The organism is Bacillus sp. BACIII (genome assembly GCF_057836745.1).
On sequence record NZ_CM174437.1, the window covers coordinates 1,136,126 to 1,156,154 of the forward strand.

Genomic DNA, 20,029 nt, shown 5'->3' on the forward strand with positions numbered 1-20,029 from the left:
ATTGTACCAAAAAAGAAAGGGTATATAATAGTTCAAAAGTTATCAATCTCTTACAGCCCCTTGAACCCTCCGAAAAGATTTGACAGAACGATCAGAATATAACTCATCCAGTTAAAAAACAGCATAATTCCGATGACAATCATAACAATGCCGCCGGTTCTCATGATAAGCAGCTGGTGCTTTCGAATCCAACTCATTCTGGTAATAAAAAATGAAAGAACTAAAAAAGGAATGGCGAATCCCAAAACATATAAAAACATATACGGCACCGCTGAAGAAGGATTTGTACCGGCCAGTGAAAACACGGCGCCTAAAATAGGCCCGCTGCACGGCGACCAGCCGGCTGCAAACGCCAGACCGATCAGAACGGAGCCGATAAACCCCTCAGGCCGGTGCTTAAAATGAATGCGCCGCTCTTTCATCATGATTTTCGGCTGAAACACACCCGCCGTAATGAGCCCGAAAAGCACCAGCATGATAGCGCCAAACTGGCGGATCGCTTCATGATAACGGGTAAAAAAACTGCCGATGAACGAGGTTCCGTATCCAAGTGCAATAAAAATCACGGAGAAACCAAGCAAAAAACAAAGTGTATGCACGAGCCCCCGTTTTTGCAGCATCACCTTTTCCGTTTTCACCTCGTCCATGCTGACACCGGTTATGTATGACAAAAAAGCGGGGTACAGCGGCAGACAGCAGGGAGAAATGAAAGACAGAAACCCGGCCCCGAACGTCAGAAAGTAATTAAAACTCACCATGACACACTCCTTTCGAGTTATGACAAAATCATTTCATTTTTTTAACACTTTCCCATGAAGGATTACTTTTTATAGAAAAAGCTTATATAATTTAATTTGACATCAAGATATTATACTCCTTCTTATTTGAAAAACAGTATAAATGTGGATATAATAATAGCGATTCAGTGAAAGATTTATGTATGAAAGGATATATCCCTGTGATTAGAGAGCATCTATTAAATGAAATTGAAAAAAAACGGGCAGAGCTGCTTAAAATCGTCATGACAAACGGAATGACATCAAACATTACGATAGAACTCAGCCAGGAGCTTGACCACCTTCTCATACAATATCAAAAGGAACTGCACACCGGCAGTTGGGGTGAAACATGACGCAAAAATAAAAAACCCTCACCGGGTTTTTTATTTTTATAACCATGTATCTCTATATCATAATCTTTACGTATTATTTCGCTTGATTATTCATGGCTTTCATCATTTGATTAATTTTCTTTTGAGAAGGTTTCATTCCCATTTGCATCATCATCATGCGTAACATTTGTTCATTAATAGGCGGATTCTTTTTCAAATAGCTCATCATATATTTACGAGCAATAAAAAACCCGAGTGCAACACCTATGAGCAATGCGACAACGCCCACTAGGATGCCAACCCATAAAGTCATTTTATTTCCTCCTTCATGTTGTCTAGTTTAAAGTGTACTAAACCAAAGGCTATTATACAACATTTACATCTCTTTTTGCTCGTTTTTAGACAAAATTTCTTTCTCTGACCGGATTTAACCACCCATAACGCCTTGTCTTAAAATCCATCGCAAGAAAACAGGGGCTGATTTTACGGAGAATCTCAAAGAAAATCGTTTCCGCCTCATAATCTCCCGAAGCTGCAATCTCAATCAAGCTGTCTTTCATCATGAAGGTGGCGCGGCCCTTTTCTCCGGGCAGTGTAAGCTGATAAATTGAATCTAAACGGCTGTAACTCATTCGGTTTAAATGAAGCTGGAGACGCTGATGCATATGTATTACCGGAATCGGTTCTGTTATATAGTGAACTTGCTTTTTTGTCAGTTGATATTCTTGGGGTGTCAGATTTGTCCAATGATAGTCTCGAAACAATTCAAACATAGCGGTTTCCCGCCCGAAGTAGTGGTTCGCAAACTCATCCTTAATCAGGTGCGTATAGTAATGACGTTCCATTTCCTCATCCCCTTTTACAGCGCTGCGTATTGCTTTCTATTATACAAAAGGAGAAAAGAAAGAATTGTCTATTACTGTTACGGCGCCCCTTCTATTTTTGTCGTATATACAGGAAAAAGAGGATGATTTGACTCATCCTCTTTTGTTTCTTTATTTGTTTAGCAGTTTCTTCACGCGGTCAGCCACGTTTTCTGCAGTAAACCCGTATTCTTTCATAATTGTTTCTCCCGGAGCTGAAGCACCGAAACGGTCAATTGCGAGAACGTCTCCTTCAAGACCGGTAAATTTGCCCCATCCGAAGCTTGATCCCATTTCAATCGCAAGACGTTTCGTCACATTCGGAGGAAGTACGCTGTTTTTGTACTCGGCCGATTGTTTTTCGAAACGGTCCCAGCTCGGCATGCTGACTACAGATACATGAATGTTTTCGTCAGCCAGCTTCGCCTGTGCTTCAATCGCAAGTCCGACTTCAGAACCTGTCGCTAAAAGAAGGGCGTCCGGTGAATCGGTTTTTGCTTTGGAAACGGTATAAGCCCCTTTTTCTACTCCGGCATACGCTTCTTCAGCCTGCTGATCAATTGTCGGCAGGTTTTGGCGTGTCAACACAAGAGCTGTCGGATGATCCTGGCTTTGAACGGCTAGCTTCCACGCAGCTGCGGTTTCATTGCCGTCAGCAGGTCTGATCACAGAAAGGTTAGGAAGCGCGCGTAAAGATGCAAGCTGCTCAATCGGTTCGTGAGTCGGTCCGTCTTCTCCTACGGCAATACTGTCATGCGTAAATACATAAGTGACAGGAAGCCCCATTAATGACGCCAGACGAATAGCAGGTCTTAAATAATCTGAGAACACAAAGAATGTGCCGCCGAATACGCGGAGGCCGCCGTGAAGCGCCATTCCGTTTAAAGCAGCGCCCATAGCAAATTCACGGACACCGAACCAGAAGTTTTTCCCGGCGTAGTCTTTGGCCGTGAAGTCCCCTGCGTTTTTGATTGTCGTTTTGTTTGAACCCGCAAGGTCAGCAGATCCCCCGACAAAGAAAGGAATTTTCTTGGCGATGCCGTTCAGCACCTCACCTGAAGATGCGCGGGAAGCAAGGCTGCTGCCTTTTTCATAGACAGGAACTTCCTGATCCCAGTCTTTCGGCAGTTCGCCTTTCATTCCGAGTGACAGCTGTTCAGCAAGCTCAGGATATTTTTCCTTATAAGCCGCGAACTGTTCATTCCATTCCTGTTCTTTTTTCGCGCCGGCTTCTTTTACAGCTTCGTTGAAATGCGCGTATACTTCTTCTGGAACATAAAAATCTTCTTCAAACGTCCAAGCGTACGCTTCTTTAGTCAGCTTGCTCTCTTCTAGTCCTAGCGGAGCGCCGTGAACACCGGATGTGCCCGCGCGGTTTGGAGAACCGAAACCGATTGTCGTTTTCACTTCAATTAATGTCGGTTTTTTATCATTCTGGCGCGCTTTTTCAATTGCAGCCGTCAATTCAGCGATGTTATTTCCGTCCTCAACATAAAGGACTTCCCAGTTCATGGCTTCAAAACGCTGTTTTACATTTTCAGAGAAAGAGCGATTTAAATCGCCGTCTAAAGAAATATCATTAGAATCGTATAATACGATCAGGCGGCCTAATTCCAGATGGCCTGCTAGAGAAGCGGCTTCAGAAGAAATGCCTTCCATCAAATCGCCGTCTCCGCAAATACTATATGTATAATGATCAACTACGTTGAATGAATCACGGTTATATGTTTCAGCCAGATGGCGTTCTGCAATTGCCATTCCCACTGCCATAGCGATACCCTGTCCCAAAGGCCCGGTCGTTGCGTCGACTCCGGCTGTATGCCCGAACTCCGGATGTCCCGGTGTTTTGCTTCCCCATTGACGGAACTGTTTCAGATCTTCAATGCTGAGGTCATACCCGCTTAAATGCAGCATGCTGTACAAAAGCATTGAACCGTGTCCTGCTGATAAAACAAAGCGGTCTCGGTTAAACCATCCCGGATTCTGCGGATTTACATTCATAAACTTCGTCCACAGCGTGTAAGCCATCGGAGCAGCTCCCATCGGCATGCCCGGGTGTCCGGAATTAGCTTTTTCAATTGCGTCTATAGATAGTGTACGTATGGTGGCAACTGATTTCTTTTCAATTGTATCCATTATAATCCCCTTCCTTATTGTTGTACCTTTTCATCATAAAGCGATGCTGACTTTTTCTCAACTCTTTCAGCTTAAATTTGAGATAAACTTGTTGAAAATTGTCGCAAATCACAGCCTGATATTAGTATATACAAAAAAGAATACGTATTGCCGTATTCTTTCTGTTTAATGAAGATTATTTTTCTGTTGTTCCCTTTTTAATTTTTCAGGAGTGACATCATTACCCTCTGGATCAATAACTTTTACGCTCTTTAACGTATTTTTCATTGAGGAGCGGAACCCTTTCAAATACTCCTGGCGAAGCTTTTGCTGTTCGGCTTTTTCCTCATCTGTTATCGTGTTTGATTTAGCTTTTTGAGCCAATTCGTTAATTCTTGCGATTTTTTCTTTAGAAATCATAATAAGCTCCTTTGGTGCGTGTTGATTATATACTACTAAAACATCATCTTTTTTACAACTGAAGCATGTCAGCTGCCTTCGCTGTCTGCGATATATTCCTGAAAACGCCGGTGAACCGTGGCTTTGGATACATCATAGCCGAATCCTCTTAAGGTGGCGGCGATTTCTGCAAAGGTAAGCTTGTTAGCTCTCAGCCTGATAATTTCCGAAACAGGAACCTCTTTTTTTTCTTTTCCGCTGTTTTCATGTCTGTTTTTCAGATTCCGTTCAGGCTTATAGCCATTTTTTACGGCTCTTTTCATTCCCCGCCGGATTTTCATATTGTGAATTTTCCTTTGATATTCCTCCACAATACTGACGATTTCGAGTACCATCGTATCAGCTTCGGAAAGCTCCAGCTCGCCTTTATGAGCCGTCGTATATATTTTTACGTTCTCCCTGTAAATACAATGCAAAAGCGCGATCTTGGCGTTTCCTCTTCCCAGTCTTGTTTCATCCTGCACCAATATCGCGTCAATATGTGACTTTTTAATTTCATCAAGCATTTCAAATACTCCGTCGCGGTCCATTTCGTAACCGCTGGCTTTCTCTGAAATGACTTTTACGACTTCCATGCCGTTTGCCGCAGCGATCTCACTGAGCTCCTCTTCCTGTCTTTTTAAAGACGTCTGCTGCTGTTCTTTGTTTGTGCTTACCCGGGCATAAATGAGCGCCTTCATTTCTCTCTTTCCTCTCTAATTGACAATGGCCAGCTGATATACGGCCGGATTCTCCTTCTTAACCGGAAGAATAAGTTCGTCTCCGGGCTTTATATCAGCAGTTTGGAGATGATTATTCTCCGTCACCCACTCAATGAAATCTTCTTTGTTAATATTTTTCTTCTCTGCTACTTGATCCGCAAGTGACCACAGAGTATCTCCGTCCTGAACCTTTATTTTAACATATTGGCTGAGCGCCTGATCATTTCCCGCACATGAAACAAGTAAAATAACGGCACTTAAAATCGCAGTAAACAGTCCGACAAATATGATAGATTCCTTCGCCATTTAAACAACCTCCAGAATGTTTGTTCGCTTTTTATACCTTTCAGTATATACGAACAAATGTTTCTGTCAATCGTTTTTTTCGAACCTATGTTTGTACTGTCAGGAAAATCATGCTATAATCTACTTAAAATCGACGTTTTGAGGTGCGAAATATGACGAAGCTATCAAAAAGGCAGCTTGATATCCTGCGTTTTATTAAAGAAGAGGTAAAAACGAAAGGATATCCGCCTTCTGTAAGAGAGATAGGAGAAGCAGTAGGACTGGCTTCCAGTTCAACCGTGCACGGACATTTGGCGCGGCTGGAGACAAAAGGCCTGATCAGACGGGACCCTACTAAACCGAGAGCGATTGAGGTATTGGATGAAGAAGAAGTCCAAATTCCGAAAAGCCAGGTTGTCAATGTTCCGGTCATCGGAAAAGTGACGGCAGGTATCCCGATTACAGCTGTTGAAAATATCGACGAGTATTTTCCGCTTCCTGACCGGATGGTTCCTCCGGGAGAACACGTATTCATGTTAGAAATCATGGGAGAGAGTATGATTGACGCCGGCATTTTTGACAAAGATTACGTCATTGTCAAACAGCAGAACACGGCCAATAACGGGGAAATCGTGGTGGCTATGACCGAAGATGATGAAGCCACGGTCAAGCGCTTCTATAAAGAAGACAATTATGTGCGGCTGCAGCCGGAAAATCCGACGATGGAACCGATTATCCTGCAAAACGTAAGTATTTTAGGGAAAGTGATCGGCGTATTCAGAGCCGTTCATTAATTCTATTAAACTTTATTTATCGTAAAACCCCTCTGAAAGGGGTTTTTCTTTTGCAAAAAAAGAGCAGATTCGCCCTGGCTTAAGAAACGAACCTGCTAAGGAGGAAAAACTTACATCTTTATTATCAGGCATCTCACTTTTGAAGTCAATAAATAATGTTTCTCTAAGGAAACTTTTTATCCGTTTTTCAACTTTTGTATTTGTGCGGGCTGATTTTGATATATAACTATCTTTACTTGGAGCGGACGGATTACATTTTATTCATGAATATTTAGTGCATAGTACAATAAGTTTTGACGAGATGTAAAAAAACCCGCTTCCTTTGCGGGTATCTATTTTCAATCAAAATGATAATATTCCACGCCGTATAACCCTTTAATATGAACAGGTGCACAGACGTTTGAAGAGCTTTCAATCAGAATCCTGTATTTGTGATGCGGATCAATTGATTTTTTGTCCTGGGCACTTAGGTTTAACCAGCTGCCGCTGTAGCTTTTAGAACTTAATGTATAAAAATTTCCGTTCAGCGCCATCCGCTGGAGTTTCACGTTTAAATTGCATGAAGAATTGTTCACAATGGTGAACTTGTATCCTAATAGGTAATCATCAGCTGATACAGCCCCCGGATTTTCAATAAAAAACTCTTTGACATCTCCCTCCATAATGAAGCTTGTTTTTGATCCGAATTCAGTGGTAGCCGCTTCAGCTGAGTGTACTCCGCAAAAACATAATAAAAAAACAGCAATACATATCCACCATTTTTTCAATTTTGCATCCCCCTTTTTTTACATATTTTAACTTTTGAATATGGTGATGTCTATTTACATTTTATTAAAACGCACACTTTATAACCACTATATACCAGTTTAAAAATTTGCTGATTGCCTACAATGAAGACTAAACGAAATAACGAAGGTGGTTCAAATGAAACATGTAATTGCTTTCGCTTCTAAAACGGCGCTCACACTTGCTTTGCTGTACATTGTTCTGGATCTGATGTACCAAGTAACTTTTTTAAACGTTCTGTTTATTACCTTGATCTTAAGTTTGATCACTTACTTTTTGGGTGATTGCATGATTCTGCCGAGAACAAGCAATTTTACAGCCGTTGCAGCTGATTTCGGAATTTCATTCATTATATTATGGATATTTCTAATGAACATTGGCGGGTTTAATGTCTCTCCTGCCGCGGCATCGGTTATCTCTGCACTTTGCATTTCTGTTTTTGAGGCATTTTTTCACCGATATTTGCAGCAATATGTGCTTCCCGAAGATTATCAGGACACAACAGAGACAGATAGCACGCTATGGAGCTATCAAACCGAGGCGTCTGAAGAATTGGTGCCGGAAAAAGATTCTGAAGAAAAAACATAAAAAGGAGGCATCCGCCTCCTCAGGCTGTCGAGAAAATCTCGACAGCCTTTATTTTTCCTTAAAATATCCATTCTCCTGTATTAAAATAAAAGAAAGACTAAAAAGGACGGTGTCTTTCTCATGTTCCACACAAGAAACTCTTCTCAAAACACAGCCGAATTTGTTTTGCTTGACCAACTCGTCGAAGAAGATCATCTGCTTCGAAAAATTGATAAACACATAGACTTCTCTTTTATCATTGAAAAGGTTAAGCCTTACTACAGCGAAAACAAAGGCCGCCCTTCACTCGATCCGCTGATTTTATTCAAAATGATGTTTATCGGCTACCTCTACGGTATCCGTTCAGAAAGACAGCTCGAAAAAGAAATTTACTACAATATGGCATACAGATGGTTTCTCGGATTGAACATAAATGATCCAGTTCCGCATCACTCCACCATCAGCTGGAACAGACGCACACGCTTTAAAGATACAACCATCTTCCAAGACATCTTTGATGAGATCGTTCTTCAGGCCATCAATCATGACATGGTGGGCGGACGTGTCCTATTCACTGATTCAACTCATCTGAAAGCCAATGCCAACAAGCATAAATACACAAGAAAAACAATTGCGCAGGATACCCAAAACTATATCAAGGATTTAAATGAAGCCATACAAGAGGATCGGGAGGAACACGGAAAAAAGCCGTTAAAAGTCAAAGAGGAGGTGAAAGCTGAAAAAGAGATCCGCCACAGTACAACTGATCCGGAAAGTGGATATATGTATCGTGAAAATAAACCGGAGGGTTTCTTTTATTTAGATCACCGAACAACGGATATGAAACATAACATTATCACCGACGCCTATGTCACGCCCGGAAATGTCCATGATTCTGTACCTTATCTTGACCGATTGGATCACCAAATCGCACGATTTGATTTTGATGTAGAAGCCGTCGCTCTTGATTCTGGTTATTTAACGACCCCGATCTGTAAAGGATTAGCTGACCGCCATATTTTTGGCGTTATTGCCTATAGACGATATCACCCTGCCAGAGGCTTGTTTCCAAAATGGAAATTTCATTATGACAGTGAACAAGATAGATACATTTGTCCAAATCACCAAACACTTACATACTCAACAACTGACCGAAAAGGCTACCGGTCATATAAATCAAATCCTGAAATCTGTTCCGCATGCCCATTGCTTGCACAATGCACAAAATCAAAGAACCGCCAAAAGGTCATCACCCGGCATGTATGGGAGGACCATAAAGAAAGGGTCAGACAAAATCGCTTGTCTGTTTCAGGAAAAAACCTCTACAAAAAAAGAAAAGAAAAAATAGAGCGAAGCTTTGCAGATTCAAAACAGCTGCATGGGCTTCGCTATTGCAGGTTGAGGGGAAAGCGGAATGTGAGCGAGCAAGTCCTCCTCACAGCCGCATGCCAGAATATGAAGAAGATTGCCACATACCTAGCCAAACAAGGCTAGGCATGTGGGAGCTCTTTTTCTGCATCTGAAACCTGATGAATATCTAAAGAAACTGTATAAAACAAAAAAGCTTGTAGAAAAAACATCGTTTTCTCTACAAGCTGAGGAGGCATCCGCCTCCTTTCTTTTTATTTTTGCTTCTGATCGTCCAGCGGCAGCTGGAGCAGTGAGTCTGTGCCTGTCGCTTTCGGTGTTTTTCCGTCCCATTTTTCAATCCATTTATATTTGATCATTTCATCAGACATTGATTTTTTTATGATTTGGTTATAATCAGCGATCCCTTCCGCTTCAATTTTTTTCTTTTTCGCTTCAGCTTCAGCTATTTTAATTTCAGTCTGCGTCCGTTCAAGCTCCTGTGAAGACTTCACTCTTGCATCAATAGCTTCCTGTGTGGCTTTATCCGGCTTCGGGACGCCAAGCGTCAGATCATCAATTAAAAATCCAAGGTTCTTCATATCCTCAGCAAACCTTTTTTGAACATCGGCAGCGGCTTCTGCAGATTTTTGCCCGTATGTGTCAATAACCGAGTATTTGCTGATTGATTTTCGCGCCGCGTCCCACAGTCTTGTTTTTAAATATGTATTTTCAATCGTTTCAACGTCTACCGCCCCGAATTTGTTAAACAGATCGACTACTTTATCAGGCTGAACAACATAGTTGTAAGCGATATCCATTTCAATATTTTTACCGTCTGAGGTTGCCACTTTTATATTTTCATTATTTACGGTCTGCATACGCACCGGATATTCCGTTACTTTATTAAACAAACCGACTAAGTGCCAGCCTTGATCCAAAGTTTCGGATTTTACCCCGCCGTTCGGTGAGTATACGACTCCGACATAACCATTCGGTATTTTTTCAATAAATAATGACGCCGTAACGCCCGCAATTAAAAGGGCTGCGCCTATAATCACACCGCCGAGTATTTTTTTTGTGTTTCTCCGCTTATTTTCGCTCATGCTGATCTTTTTCCTCCCATGACTTTTTAAATTTTTTGGCTCCGCTTCCCACTTGTTTAAAGATTGGACTAAGCATCAGCCATAAACCGAATCCGATGATGACAAGAAGAATGATAGACCCGATCATCACTTTCATTTGCCCACCTCTTTTCTTTCATCCTGTCAGTTATGTATACGATCTTAAGAACTTAAAGTTTCATAAATTTCAAAAGAAAAAGCTCCGCCGGCAAAAAGCGGCGTGCTTATTTATAATTGTCATTGATAAAATCAGAAATCGTTTTTGTGAATCGGAGAAAGGTATCGTTTTGTGTGGACGCTCTGCTTTTAAGCGTAAAAGTATCAAACAGTGATTTTCTAAAACCGGTGCTCATTTCGATTTGAATACTTAATCCGGATGAAGATTGATTGGCAAGATTGTTCGGACTGACACCTGCGTATTTATCATTTATGCCAAGAAGAACGGCAGGATACCCGTTCCGTTTCAGCACATCTGTCAAAAGTTCGGCCCGTTCTCTGTCTGTACCGCCGATTTTTATCTTTTTATCGTCGCTGCCGTAACCGTGCAATGAAATGACATTTGAGTGCTCTTTCACCATTTGAACGGCTTTAGGTTCGTCGAAATGCGAACTGGTCAAATGCAGCTCAGCATTGCCGGCTGATTTTAACCCTTCAAATAAATACAGGCTCCGGTTTTCGGCAATTTTTCTGGCCAACTCACTGGTCCCCGGCTCTATGCCTCCGCCGTGTATAGCTAATATGAGAACAGAAGGGTCATGTTCTTTCGATGAAATAGAAAAAACGGAGGGGGCCTCATGCAGTTTTAATTCCTCGAAACTGCCGTAAGTATCTGAAGCGGCATCAGCCCGTAAAAACGGCAGAAGCAAAAACGATAAAATCAAAACTAAAATTCCTTTTTTGGTTATTGATGGCAATTGTATGTTTATGTTACAATACAAATGCTTCAGCCTTTGAAGCGAACGGCAGAACAGGGTGACTTTGGACGGTTTCTTCTGCTCTGCCTCTTTGCCAGCAGCTTTACGGTCTTCTCTTCTAACCCTTTTTTTCATAACATCATCCTTTCTTTTGTTTACACTTTTGTCACAATATTATATACGTTGGACAAGACCTCCGTTCATCTTAAAGAATAAAAACATCAGAGCATCTTCTAGAAAAACGGAATGCTGAAGAAGGAATATCGGGAAATCCTTCATCAATATGCTAGCGCGGCTGGCGCTTCGAAATCAATAAAAAGACTGCTTAACAGCAGTCTTTAATCGTTTTATTTTGTGCCTGTTGATCCCAGACCGCCGCGGTCATTGTTTCCGAGCTTGTCCACTTCGATCAATTCCACTTGAGGCATTTTCTTCATGATTCTGAATTGGCAGATCCGCTCCCCCTTGGAAATATCGGTATCCCCGAAGTGCATATGCCGGGAAAAACCAGAAATCATTGTCACCTTTATAAGATTCATCGATGACACCCATTGAATTTGTCTGAATAATACCGAAATGCTTATATGTACTTGAACGCGGAACGACATGGGCCTCATATCCTTCCGGCAGTTCCATCGCAACTCCGAGCGGGATAAGTTTGAATTCACCTTTTTTGATTGTTATATCCTCTGCAGCCCGCAGATCGATCCAATCGCCCTGTTCAATTTTACTGATTCTCGTTTGTGTATCATCTGAATATTTAATTTTAATTTGTAAAGTCATGTTCGCCGCTCCTTTTGATTCCCTATTTTAGTCGTATTAATGACCAATCCGTGCACCATTATACCATTTTAACTGAGCAGCTGAGGAAAGGATTTAATGCGAAGAAAAGAAAATGCTGAATTGAGAAGAAACTGATAAGCGGGATATCCCACTCAGGCTTTTAATTACTGTTGGTCGTAATAATCATTATACTTTTGATCAAATGCTTCTTCGCTTCAGCAGAGATAAATATGAGGGAATTGAAGTTCAGCAAAACAAAAGATAGAGAACCCCTTGTACGACTCTTCCTCAATAAAACTTATGAATGCAGAAACCGCCTAGAAAAAATGCTAATATTGCAGCCTTATCATAACGTCCTCCCAACAATCTTTTTCTATCGTTTTCACAGGACAGCTCCGCTTATAATACACACTCTTATAAAGGTGAATTTTATACTCGTTTTCAAAAACTTTCTTAGTTTTGATCTTTCACCTGAAATATTGGCGTTTTTTTGAAATTCAATCTGATTTTAAAAGGGATTTCGTTCTCAACAAAGAATTTGATGAATAAGCGCATAAGGCGCGCGGCTTTTTTGTTCTCCCCTGCGTCAAGCGCTCATATCAAAAGAAAGAGGTGTCTTTAGAATGGTTCAATTTAAAAACTTTCCTGATCCGTCTTTAAACGCCGCATTGCAGTCTCACCCTTCGCATTCCTCTGAATTGGAACATCTCAAAGCAAGGATGCAGAATTTTATTAAGCATTCCGCAACAGATGATAATCTTGAGATCGCAGATGCCCGGGTGACGGCGGAAGGAATGGTCACCTCACTTTTAAAAGAACGGCTTGATACAGAATACGAAATGCTTATGAATAAAATCACCCGGGAAGTGAATGTGGAGGATTACGGAGCGGTCCCTGACGGCCGGGACAATACGGAAGCCTTTCGGAAAGCGATCGGGAACGGCCGCGTCAAAGTAAATGTTCCCGCAGGAGAATTTTTGGTTCAAGGAATAAAACTTCCGTCGTGGACTACCATCTCCGGTGAGGGACAAGGGATTACCGTGATTAAACTCCATGAGGACACTCCCGCATATGAATGGGTTATTACCAATGATGATTACGAAAATGGAAACCGTAATATTTTTGTCCAGGGCATGACTCTAGACTGGAATCCGGATCGTCAATGCGGAGTCCGAAACCCCGGGGGACAATTTTCCAGCTGTTTAACGTTTGCCAATGTGCAATACGGCTGGATCAAGAATGTTGAAGCGGTTAACGCAGGTCTGCATGGTATCGATATCACATCCCCGGCTTATGATCATTTGCCTGAAACAGAATGGACGAAAGACGGCTGCCGTTATATATGGATAGATAACTGTGTGGCGTACGGCGCCGGAGACGACGGCATTACCACCCATTACAGCGAATATATTTTCATTTCCAACTGTCATTCAGGGAACCCGCGCGGAACAGAGCATGCCGAGGGCAGCGCAAATTCGAATGGCATTGAAATTGATGACGGCTCTAAACATGTGTGGCTTTTGAATAACTATACGAGTGGAAATATCCGCGGAATTGAAGTAAAGGCGCACAGCCTGTGGCCGGCTTCCCAAAATGTTCATATTATCGGCCATGTTTCGTATCGTGATGTACGTTCGTTTGATATTCGTCATATCGGACACCATCAGGCCTCAGACCCCGAAAGCACGACGGCTTATGATGTTACTTTAACCGACTGCACCGCGATTGAACCGGTCTTCAACGCTCTCTATGACAGCGTGACTCCAAGGGCGCTGGTTATCTCTGCCTATAAAAACGTAAATGTAAACGGATTCACAGCTATTGGTGATCCTTCATATGACTATGGCGGGAATCCTGTCGTAGCCCTTCAATACCGCAGTCAAAATATTACGATCAGCGGCATTAAAATACGCGGTTTTACACAAGCCGGTGTTGACATCAATATATCCGGCGGATCAAATAAAACCGATTATGTTAAAATTTCAAATTTTGATATTTACAAGTCTTCTCCCAAAGGCATCTCAATTGGCGGAGGCCAATATAACGTAAATATTATGAATGGAACGATGATCGGAGATGGCGGTGCTGTCGGCATTACGTCCCCTAACAGCCAGGCTGTCATTCTCGGCGTACAGGCGGAAGGCTACAGCGCTGCCGCTTCTATAAAAGGACAGACTTACGAGCAGATCCCCGTCAATTTAAAAGGCGGCGCACAGCTTGCGACAAGCTCGGGTTTTGCATTTAACCCGACAAGCGCCGTTATTGCGGGCACAGGCGATATTACGGCAAGAGGTGACAGAAATGCGATCATCAGCTCTTCCGGAGGTTCAAGTTCTGAAGGTTCAAGGGCATTTATCGCTGCTTCAAACAATGTCCATGTTACGGGCAGCAAAGTCTCCAGAACCATTCTGTCATCAGAAAGCATTACATTGGAAGAACCGTACACCGTTGCCGGAGGGCATCAGTCCATTAAGTGGAAACTGGACTCAGCGGGCGGCCACGGAACTTTCGCCGGAGCCGTCACCTCTTCCCTGTCAGGGTACGGAGAATATTTTGAAAGTGTAAACGGCCAGACGATTCCCGCCGGGACAATCGTCACAGTGAGGGGAGAAAAAATCGAGCCGGCTCACGTTGGTGATTATATGCTCGGCGTCATTTCAGAAACAGCCGCTTTTATATCAGGAGCCGCAAGCTTCGGATGGCAAAGCAGTTTTTTGACAAACGAGTTCGGCGGTTTCATATATGAAAATGTGACTGACGAAGAAACAGGAGAAACGATACGCGTGCCGAAACAAAACCCAGACTGCAGTCCGGCTCTTGAAGCTGACTATGAAGCGCGCGCCGCCAGAGACGAATGGCATATTGTCGGACTCAGCGGCCGGCACTACGTACGGGTCGACAGTACGGTAAACCCGGGAGATTATATCACGGCCCATAACGGAATCGGTACAAAAGCCGCAGAAGGCTGGAAGGTATTGAAACTGACGGCCTTATACAATCCGGAAAAAGGGTACGGCATTGCAATAGCGGTTATCAAATAGTGTTTTCATATCAGGATCATTTCCTCTCCTATCTATCGGACGGGTATGATCCTGTTTTTTTATAGCAGATGAGACGCCTCTTTTGCAGCATATCGTTTCATTTGTCCAAGCCATCTGTTCCTTCTGTCATAGAATACTACCGTCAGATGAAAAAAGGAGGAAGATGAGTATGGATATGGATATGGACATGGATATGAATATGGAAATGAATATGGAAATGGACATGGACATGGACGGACATTATGATCACGGTGAAAAGGAAGAAAAGCAGCCTAAACAAAAAAAGAAAAAGAAACAAGACAAAAAGCATCTTGATTATGATTACATCGTTGTCTATAAAAGAAAATGCAAAAAACATTGCTGACATGATATATTAAAGCTTTTTACACCCGGTGAACTCCGGGTGTTTTTGTTAATTTGTATTTCTAAATAAGATTTTGATCGTAATAATCAGCATATTGAATGCCACAGACCTTAATGCGAAAAAACTTGCGGCAGCGCACCGCAAGTTTTTTTATTTTTGCACCGAGATACTGCTCATTTTTCTCCTTTATAAGGAATATACTTGAAATGGTCTTCGATCACAGATCCGGTAAAGTCTTTCAAAGTGAGGGTATGTCATGTCAAAATGTTTAAAAATAACTCTGTGGAGCATATTTGTGTTGATTATCTTGTTAGTGATTATTGGAATCGTTTCTTACAATCAAACTCCTTCTGCAGGAGACGCAGCTGAAAGATTGCTTTATAGCGTCTCATCAATGTCCTCATTCAGTATAGAATATACACGTGTATCATGGGGCTGTCCGTTTTGATACATATACCCTCTCAAAATTCCTTCTGATTGAAACGCTGCATTCTCAATGAAAACAACAGCGCCTACCTGTTCCATTGAATCAAAAGGTTCCAAACCATAATAGCGTGTTACGATTGCATCCTGAAAAACAAGAAAATATTTGCTTTGCATCTTTCTTTTCAACTTCTCTAAGAATAAGTCTGTCCGTTTCTATTACAGGAAGCATTTATGATTCCCCCTTTAGAAGATGGAAATGTGAGAAGAAAATATATGCAGACGAACTTTTTTTCAAAAATAAACTAGCATCCCTATCAAACTTTTACATTCAGCATAATATGTATTAATCCTCTTAAGGGAGGTGAGATCATATGGGCGATTATGGTAGCTCCTTTGCGTTAATCGTGGTGCTATTCATTTTATTAGTCATCGTCGGTGCTTCTTTCCTCGGCGGTTATTAAGAGTCCCCCTTACCTCCGCATCCATGTCAGCATTACCTCTATGATCGTAAGGCGCCATAATGAATTCATTATGGCGCTTTGCTGTTTCCTCATTTAACTAACTCTTTCAAACGAAAAAGATCGGCGATGCATGAATGCAGCCGATCAGTCATTTCATAGATTACTGTGTAAGGTTTACGTCAATAACGTTATAGAAGGCATTGGAAGTATCCGCGACATCCCATACCCCTAAAATGATATGATAACCGCTTCGATCAGTCGGCACAAAAATCCTATGAGTCAGATTCGTATCTGCCTTGGAGCCATCGTGGTTTACCGTTCCGATTAATTCGAATTCATCCCTCGACAATGGTTTATTCGGATTCCAATTTTTCTTGGTGATATAATAGTGCCACTTTGATGTCGCATGGGGTGCAGTGTAGTGCCAAGTAAAAGAATTAAAGCCGCCGCGTATATTCTGTTTTACCCAATAATCTGCAGTCTGCTTGTCCAGACCGAAATCAATTTGTCCCGATCCTCCGTTTGCAGATGCAATTCTTCCATCCGGCGGACCTGCAGCCGGAAATCCTTTCGGCCCTTCAACAGACTGAGGATTATCAATGACGGAGCCATATTTCTGAGCAGCCGCCGTCCAGCCCATTGTTTGTTTCTCTAATGCTCCCATGTACGCTCTGCTGACGGGATCTTTTATATACCCGTGTGCAGATGCATCACTTGAATAGAAAGCGCCTCCAATACCGAGAGTAACAGTTAAAACTGCAGCTTTGACCAAACCCTTCATCTCTACATCATCCTCCCTCTTTTGTAAATAAAAACCTTTCAGTATATACACTTCACGATGGAGGATGAAATGACCTTCCTTTTCTTGATAGGAAAAAGCAATGAGGTTCTCGCTCTTCCCTTTGTTTTTTATAATCATAAAAAAAGCCGGACCGTTTCTGATGTCGAGTCCGCGATGTTCAAAAACCGGCCCGCTCCGCCTGACTCCATTTAATCTTTGCCGGTTTCTCTTCGGATCACCGGTGCTACTTCTGATGCTAATCGTTCGATGTTTTCCGCAGCTTTTTTAAACGGCATACCGCCTATATCGATTTGCGCGAGAAACCGCTGATGGCCAAAGAGCTCATATTGGCGCATGATTTTTTCAATGATCTGCTGTGAGCTTCCGACAAATAAGGCTGTTTCTTTACCGGACGCCCGCTCAAAATCTTCCCTCGTTAAAGGTTCATGAATCCCGTGGTATGAATGAACATGAGACCAATAATTAGAATGATACGGGTAAAATTCTTGTATTGCCTGTTCATTCGTTTTTGAAATGAACGTATGCCCGGTTACGGCAACTTTCACATGTTCCGGCGGATGACCGGCTTTAGAAGCCGCTTCTCGGTATTTGTCAACAAGCGGTTTAGATGATTTCGGATCACCGCTCAATACAGCTAATGCCAGACCGGCACCTGCTCTTCCGGCCCGCTCCGCACTTTCCGGAGTTCCTGAAACACCTAACCACAGCGGAATGCTTCCGTGAAAAGGCTGAGGGGAAATTTCTGCGTCATTCAGCGGCGGCCGGTAACGTCCTTTCCAGGTGACCGATTCTTCCCCCGAATTTAATTTCAAAAAAAGCTCAACGTGTTCTTCAAACAGTTCTTTATAATAACCCACATCATAACCGAAAAGAGGAAACGAGTCTAAAAATGCACCGCGTCCCGCAATGATCTCCGCCCTTCCGTTTGATATCAGATCAAGCGTTGCAAAATCCTCAAATAAACGGACGGGATCTGCGGTGGATAATACAGTCGTGGCACTCGTAAGCTTAATGTTTTCGGTGAGCTGTGAAATCGCTGATAAGATGACCGGCGGCGACGACACTGCATAATCAAGACGATGATGCTCGCCTACGCCGAATACATCAAGCCCTGCGTCGTCAGCCAATTTCGCCAGCTTTATCAATTCCTCTACCCGCTGCTTTGCGCTGACTGTTTTCCCTGTCAGAGGATCGGGGTATAATTCTGCAAATGAATAAATTCCAATTTCCATACCATCATGATGTTCAGCCCTCACGTTTCTCTCCTCCTGCACTGTGTAAAAAAACTTTTATGCTGTTATTCTATTCAGCCGTTTTACAAAATGGAATTCATCCAAATAAATACAGCATCTTAGCATCCAGAAGTTCCGTTACATTCCTCACGTACAAATGCAAAACCGCATAAGTAAGAACCCACCTCGAAAAAGCTAATTCGAATGCATGCGTTCACTTTCAATCCAATCGTGATATTGGTCATAAAGCGCACGTATTCTTTCGGCATCAAGGGCGATAACTTCACACCCTCTGTCATCATATATAAAGAAAATAATGTCTTTTGCAATATTCACAAAGAAAACATCGGGATCATCAACGGTGCAACCCCCGAATCTTGGCTTCAGCGGAAAATCTTCGTGAGCAGCTGCCTTAAGTAATGGGGTAATACGCAAATCCTTCCGTTTACATAATAAAGAAAACTGCTGCATCTCGTATTCTTCTGCATCATCTTCTTCGAACGGATACGGACAGGTCTCCACCTGAATCCGATATAAATCATCCTTGCACTTCAGAAACGGCTGATAAATTTTTAATTTTCTGGCGTTATTACCTTGAGTTTTGTGCTTATATATGTTTGCAACAAGGAATAAGTCATCGTTTTGTTCAAACAGCTCATTAAAAATTTCGGTCATTTGATGATGGACACACTGAAAATACTCAAGATTCAGCTCACCGTTTTCATTAAGTTGATATATATGACGGCCAAGAGAAAAGTGAATTCCAACGTCCCATTGATGATAAATGCTCGGCATTAATTTTAAAGCCGGAAACCTTTCCTTCAGATAATCCTTTATTTTCATTCAAAACATTCTCACTTTCTGTTAATGATCGACCCACTTTTTATTTTTCTGTCTTGTAATATTATTCCGATTGGAATACAATGAAATAGAACACTGTGAACCCCATTGATCAGGGTGGATGCTGGTCACATCCATCCTGATCCTTTTTTCACAAGCTCACCTCCACTGATCGTTCCATTTCCAAAGCTGTTCATTGATTTTACACACCATGGTATTACTTTCTTATACATAAGCAGCAAGAAGCTCTTTTATCGATCCAGATCAATTTAGAAAATCGAGAAAAAGCTGATTCGAACGACTTCCTGCACCTTAAAACGCTAAAAACTGCTGAATCTCATTTGATCGTTACTAAACTAAGCATTTTTTTCAAATCCGTAATCCATTGGTAATATCGGTAATTTGATTGAAGGATTTAACTTAAACACAAAAAAACCTGCCCCCGGCAAGGTTTTTTCCGTTAACTATGTTTTTGTTTTAACCATTCTTTCTTTAGCAGTGCGTATTGGAAAGTGTTTTCATATTTAGGTGTTCCATCCTCATATTTTGTAAACGAAATAAATTCAAGAAAATAACCTTCTTTACGCATGCCTAATCTTTCACATAATTTTTGTGACTTGCCGTTATCATCTTCAACGTATGCATAAAGCCTTCTTGCGTCTTTTTGCATAAAGAGATACTCAAAGAAAGCCTTTGCACTTTCACTGGCGTATCCCATCCCTTCAAATCGAGCATTGAAATTCCAACAAATGGAATATGTATCAGACTCTTCTTTTAAATAAAATAGTTCTCCGATCAGATCATTACTGTCTTTTAAACAAACTGCAATATAAGAATCATCTCTGCTTCTTTTTTGAACGTTTAAGACGGCTTCTTCTATCGTAGAAATTTTGTCATCAAGAAAGCAGTTCACTCTCGGATGTGCCGAATACTCCAAAAGGCCGTGCGAATCTTCCTCGGTAAAATTTCTTAAAACTAAGCGAGGGGTTTCAATTTTTTTCATTTGTTAGTCTC

Annotated in this window: 22 protein-coding genes and 2 pseudogenes; 7 read left to right on the forward strand and 17 right to left on the reverse strand. The window is 41.9% G+C overall.

Annotated features, from left to right (window positions below; all coding sequences use genetic code 11):
* Nucleotides 1–50: 50 nt before the first annotated feature.
* Nucleotides 51–758 (reverse strand): cytochrome c biogenesis protein CcdA, encoded by a 708-nt coding sequence (locus ACXN9U_RS05595; protein ID WP_060962686.1) that lies wholly within the window; start codon nucleotides 756–758, stop codon nucleotides 51–53.
* Nucleotides 759–958: 200 nt separating this feature from the next.
* Between ACXN9U_RS05595 and ACXN9U_RS05600 the strand changes: the two genes are divergently transcribed.
* Nucleotides 959–1,132: an aspartyl-phosphate phosphatase Spo0E family protein gene (locus ACXN9U_RS05600; RefSeq protein ID WP_012117647.1), complete on the forward strand. Its 174-nt coding sequence runs from the start codon at nucleotides 959–961 to the stop codon at nucleotides 1,130–1,132.
* A gap of 73 nt (nucleotides 1,133–1,205) precedes the next feature.
* Here the strand turns inward: ACXN9U_RS05600 and ACXN9U_RS05605 are convergent, their stop codons facing one another.
* The 6 genes from ACXN9U_RS05605 to yneA all read right to left on the reverse strand — a co-directional run bounded on the left by ACXN9U_RS05605 (nucleotide 1,206) and on the right by yneA (nucleotide 5,555).
* Nucleotides 1,206–1,424: a YneF family protein gene (locus ACXN9U_RS05605; protein ID WP_003153994.1), complete on the reverse strand. Its 219-nt coding sequence runs from the start codon at nucleotides 1,422–1,424 to the stop codon at nucleotides 1,206–1,208.
* Between the two features lie 85 nt (nucleotides 1,425–1,509).
* The gene (sirA, locus tag ACXN9U_RS05610) at nucleotides 1,510–1,956 is read right to left on the reverse strand and encodes a sporulation inhibitor of replication protein SirA (protein ID WP_047474793.1); all 447 of its coding nucleotides are present in this window, start codon (nucleotides 1,954–1,956) and stop codon (nucleotides 1,510–1,512) included.
* Nucleotides 1,957–2,106: 150 nt separating this feature from the next.
* A complete protein-coding gene (tkt, locus tag ACXN9U_RS05615) occupies nucleotides 2,107–4,110 on the reverse strand; it encodes a transketolase (protein WP_060962687.1) in 2,004 nt (667 codons plus the stop codon).
* 165 nt (nucleotides 4,111–4,275) lie between these two features.
* Nucleotides 4,276–4,509, reverse strand: a complete 234-nt coding sequence (locus tag ACXN9U_RS05620) for a DUF896 domain-containing protein (protein ID WP_003153997.1) — start codon at nucleotides 4,507–4,509, stop codon at nucleotides 4,276–4,278.
* Nucleotides 4,510–4,577: 68 nt separating this feature from the next.
* Complete coding sequence (locus tag ACXN9U_RS05625; protein WP_016935979.1) at nucleotides 4,578–5,228, reverse strand: YneB family resolvase-like protein; 651 nt, start codon at nucleotides 5,226–5,228, stop codon at nucleotides 4,578–4,580.
* Between the two features lie 15 nt (nucleotides 5,229–5,243).
* Complete coding sequence (gene yneA, locus ACXN9U_RS05630; RefSeq protein WP_224988139.1) at nucleotides 5,244–5,555, reverse strand: cell division suppressor protein YneA; 312 nt, start codon at nucleotides 5,553–5,555, stop codon at nucleotides 5,244–5,246.
* A gap of 152 nt (nucleotides 5,556–5,707) precedes the next feature.
* Between yneA and lexA the strand changes: the two genes are divergently transcribed.
* Nucleotides 5,708–6,328: a transcriptional repressor LexA gene (gene lexA, locus ACXN9U_RS05635; protein ID WP_007611720.1), complete on the forward strand. Its 621-nt coding sequence runs from the start codon at nucleotides 5,708–5,710 to the stop codon at nucleotides 6,326–6,328.
* A gap of 338 nt (nucleotides 6,329–6,666) precedes the next feature.
* Here lexA and ACXN9U_RS05640 read toward each other — a convergent pair whose 3' ends face one another.
* Nucleotides 6,667–7,095 carry a hypothetical protein gene (locus ACXN9U_RS05640; RefSeq protein WP_489202284.1) on the reverse strand — a complete coding sequence of 143 codons (429 nt, stop codon included), beginning with the start codon at nucleotides 7,093–7,095 and terminating at the stop codon, nucleotides 6,667–6,669.
* A 157-nt stretch (nucleotides 7,096–7,252) separates the two neighbouring features.
* On the opposite strand from ACXN9U_RS05640, the gene ACXN9U_RS05645 reads away from it, so the two are divergent.
* Nucleotides 7,253–7,702 carry a YndM family protein gene (locus ACXN9U_RS05645; protein ID WP_489202285.1) on the forward strand — a complete coding sequence of 150 codons (450 nt, stop codon included), beginning with the start codon at nucleotides 7,253–7,255 and terminating at the stop codon, nucleotides 7,700–7,702.
* A 120-nt stretch (nucleotides 7,703–7,822) separates the two neighbouring features.
* Nucleotides 7,823–9,175: an IS1182 family transposase gene (locus tag ACXN9U_RS05650; protein WP_060963187.1), complete on the forward strand. Its 1,353-nt coding sequence runs from the start codon at nucleotides 7,823–7,825 to the stop codon at nucleotides 9,173–9,175.
* A gap of 128 nt (nucleotides 9,176–9,303) precedes the next feature.
* On the opposite strand, the gene ACXN9U_RS05655 is transcribed toward ACXN9U_RS05650, so the two are convergent.
* The 4 genes and pseudogenes from ACXN9U_RS05655 to ACXN9U_RS05670 form a co-directional block, all read right to left on the reverse strand.
* Nucleotides 9,304–10,134, reverse strand: a complete 831-nt coding sequence (locus tag ACXN9U_RS05655; protein WP_016935983.1) for a prohibitin family protein — start codon at nucleotides 10,132–10,134, stop codon at nucleotides 9,304–9,306.
* Nucleotides 10,121–10,270, reverse strand: coding sequence for a DUF8570 family protein (locus ACXN9U_RS05660; protein ID WP_167388673.1), 150 nt, complete (start codon nucleotides 10,268–10,270; stop codon nucleotides 10,121–10,123). The genes ACXN9U_RS05655 and ACXN9U_RS05660 overlap by 14 nt, the downstream gene beginning before the upstream one ends.
* 106 nt (nucleotides 10,271–10,376) lie before the next feature.
* The gene (locus ACXN9U_RS05665; protein ID WP_489202286.1) at nucleotides 10,377–11,201 is read right to left on the reverse strand and encodes a poly-gamma-glutamate hydrolase family protein; all 825 of its coding nucleotides are present in this window, start codon (nucleotides 11,199–11,201) and stop codon (nucleotides 10,377–10,379) included.
* A gap of 212 nt (nucleotides 11,202–11,413) precedes the next feature.
* Nucleotides 11,414–11,849: pseudogene (locus ACXN9U_RS05670) on the reverse strand (dUTP diphosphatase).
* A 623-nt stretch (nucleotides 11,850–12,472) separates the two neighbouring features.
* Here ACXN9U_RS05670 and ACXN9U_RS05675 point away from each other — a divergent pair.
* A complete protein-coding gene (locus ACXN9U_RS05675; RefSeq protein WP_060962693.1) occupies nucleotides 12,473–14,890 on the forward strand; it encodes a peptidase G2 autoproteolytic cleavage domain-containing protein in 2,418 nt (805 codons plus the stop codon).
* 175 nt (nucleotides 14,891–15,065) lie between these two features.
* Nucleotides 15,066–15,254 carry a hypothetical protein gene (locus ACXN9U_RS05680; protein ID WP_235588409.1) on the forward strand — a complete coding sequence of 63 codons (189 nt, stop codon included), beginning with the start codon at nucleotides 15,066–15,068 and terminating at the stop codon, nucleotides 15,252–15,254.
* 378 nt (nucleotides 15,255–15,632) lie between these two features.
* Here ACXN9U_RS05680 and ACXN9U_RS05685 read toward each other — a convergent pair.
* Nucleotides 15,633–15,909, reverse strand: a pseudogene (locus ACXN9U_RS05685) (GNAT family N-acetyltransferase).
* 142 nt (nucleotides 15,910–16,051) lie between these two features.
* Here ACXN9U_RS05685 and ACXN9U_RS05690 point away from each other — a divergent pair.
* Nucleotides 16,052–16,141, forward strand: a complete 90-nt coding sequence (locus ACXN9U_RS05690; protein WP_082761591.1) for a YjcZ family sporulation protein — start codon at nucleotides 16,052–16,054, stop codon at nucleotides 16,139–16,141.
* A 160-nt stretch (nucleotides 16,142–16,301) separates the two neighbouring features.
* On the opposite strand, the gene ACXN9U_RS05695 is transcribed toward ACXN9U_RS05690, so the two are convergent.
* The 4 genes from ACXN9U_RS05695 to ACXN9U_RS05710 form a co-directional block, all read right to left on the reverse strand.
* Nucleotides 16,302–16,922: a lytic polysaccharide monooxygenase auxiliary activity family 9 protein gene (locus ACXN9U_RS05695; RefSeq protein ID WP_438422031.1), complete on the reverse strand. Its 621-nt coding sequence runs from the start codon at nucleotides 16,920–16,922 to the stop codon at nucleotides 16,302–16,304.
* 209 nt (nucleotides 16,923–17,131) lie between these two features.
* A complete protein-coding gene (locus ACXN9U_RS05700; RefSeq protein ID WP_060962697.1) occupies nucleotides 17,132–18,199 on the reverse strand; it encodes an LLM class flavin-dependent oxidoreductase in 1,068 nt (355 codons plus the stop codon).
* A 171-nt stretch (nucleotides 18,200–18,370) separates the two neighbouring features.
* Nucleotides 18,371–19,018 (reverse strand): DUF3885 domain-containing protein, encoded by a 648-nt coding sequence (locus ACXN9U_RS05705; protein WP_489202287.1) that lies wholly within the window; start codon nucleotides 19,016–19,018, stop codon nucleotides 18,371–18,373.
* 457 nt (nucleotides 19,019–19,475) lie between these two features.
* The gene (locus tag ACXN9U_RS05710) at nucleotides 19,476–20,018 is read right to left on the reverse strand and encodes a GNAT family N-acetyltransferase (protein WP_489202288.1); all 543 of its coding nucleotides are present in this window, start codon (nucleotides 20,016–20,018) and stop codon (nucleotides 19,476–19,478) included.
* Nucleotides 20,019–20,029: the final 11 nt, after the last annotated feature.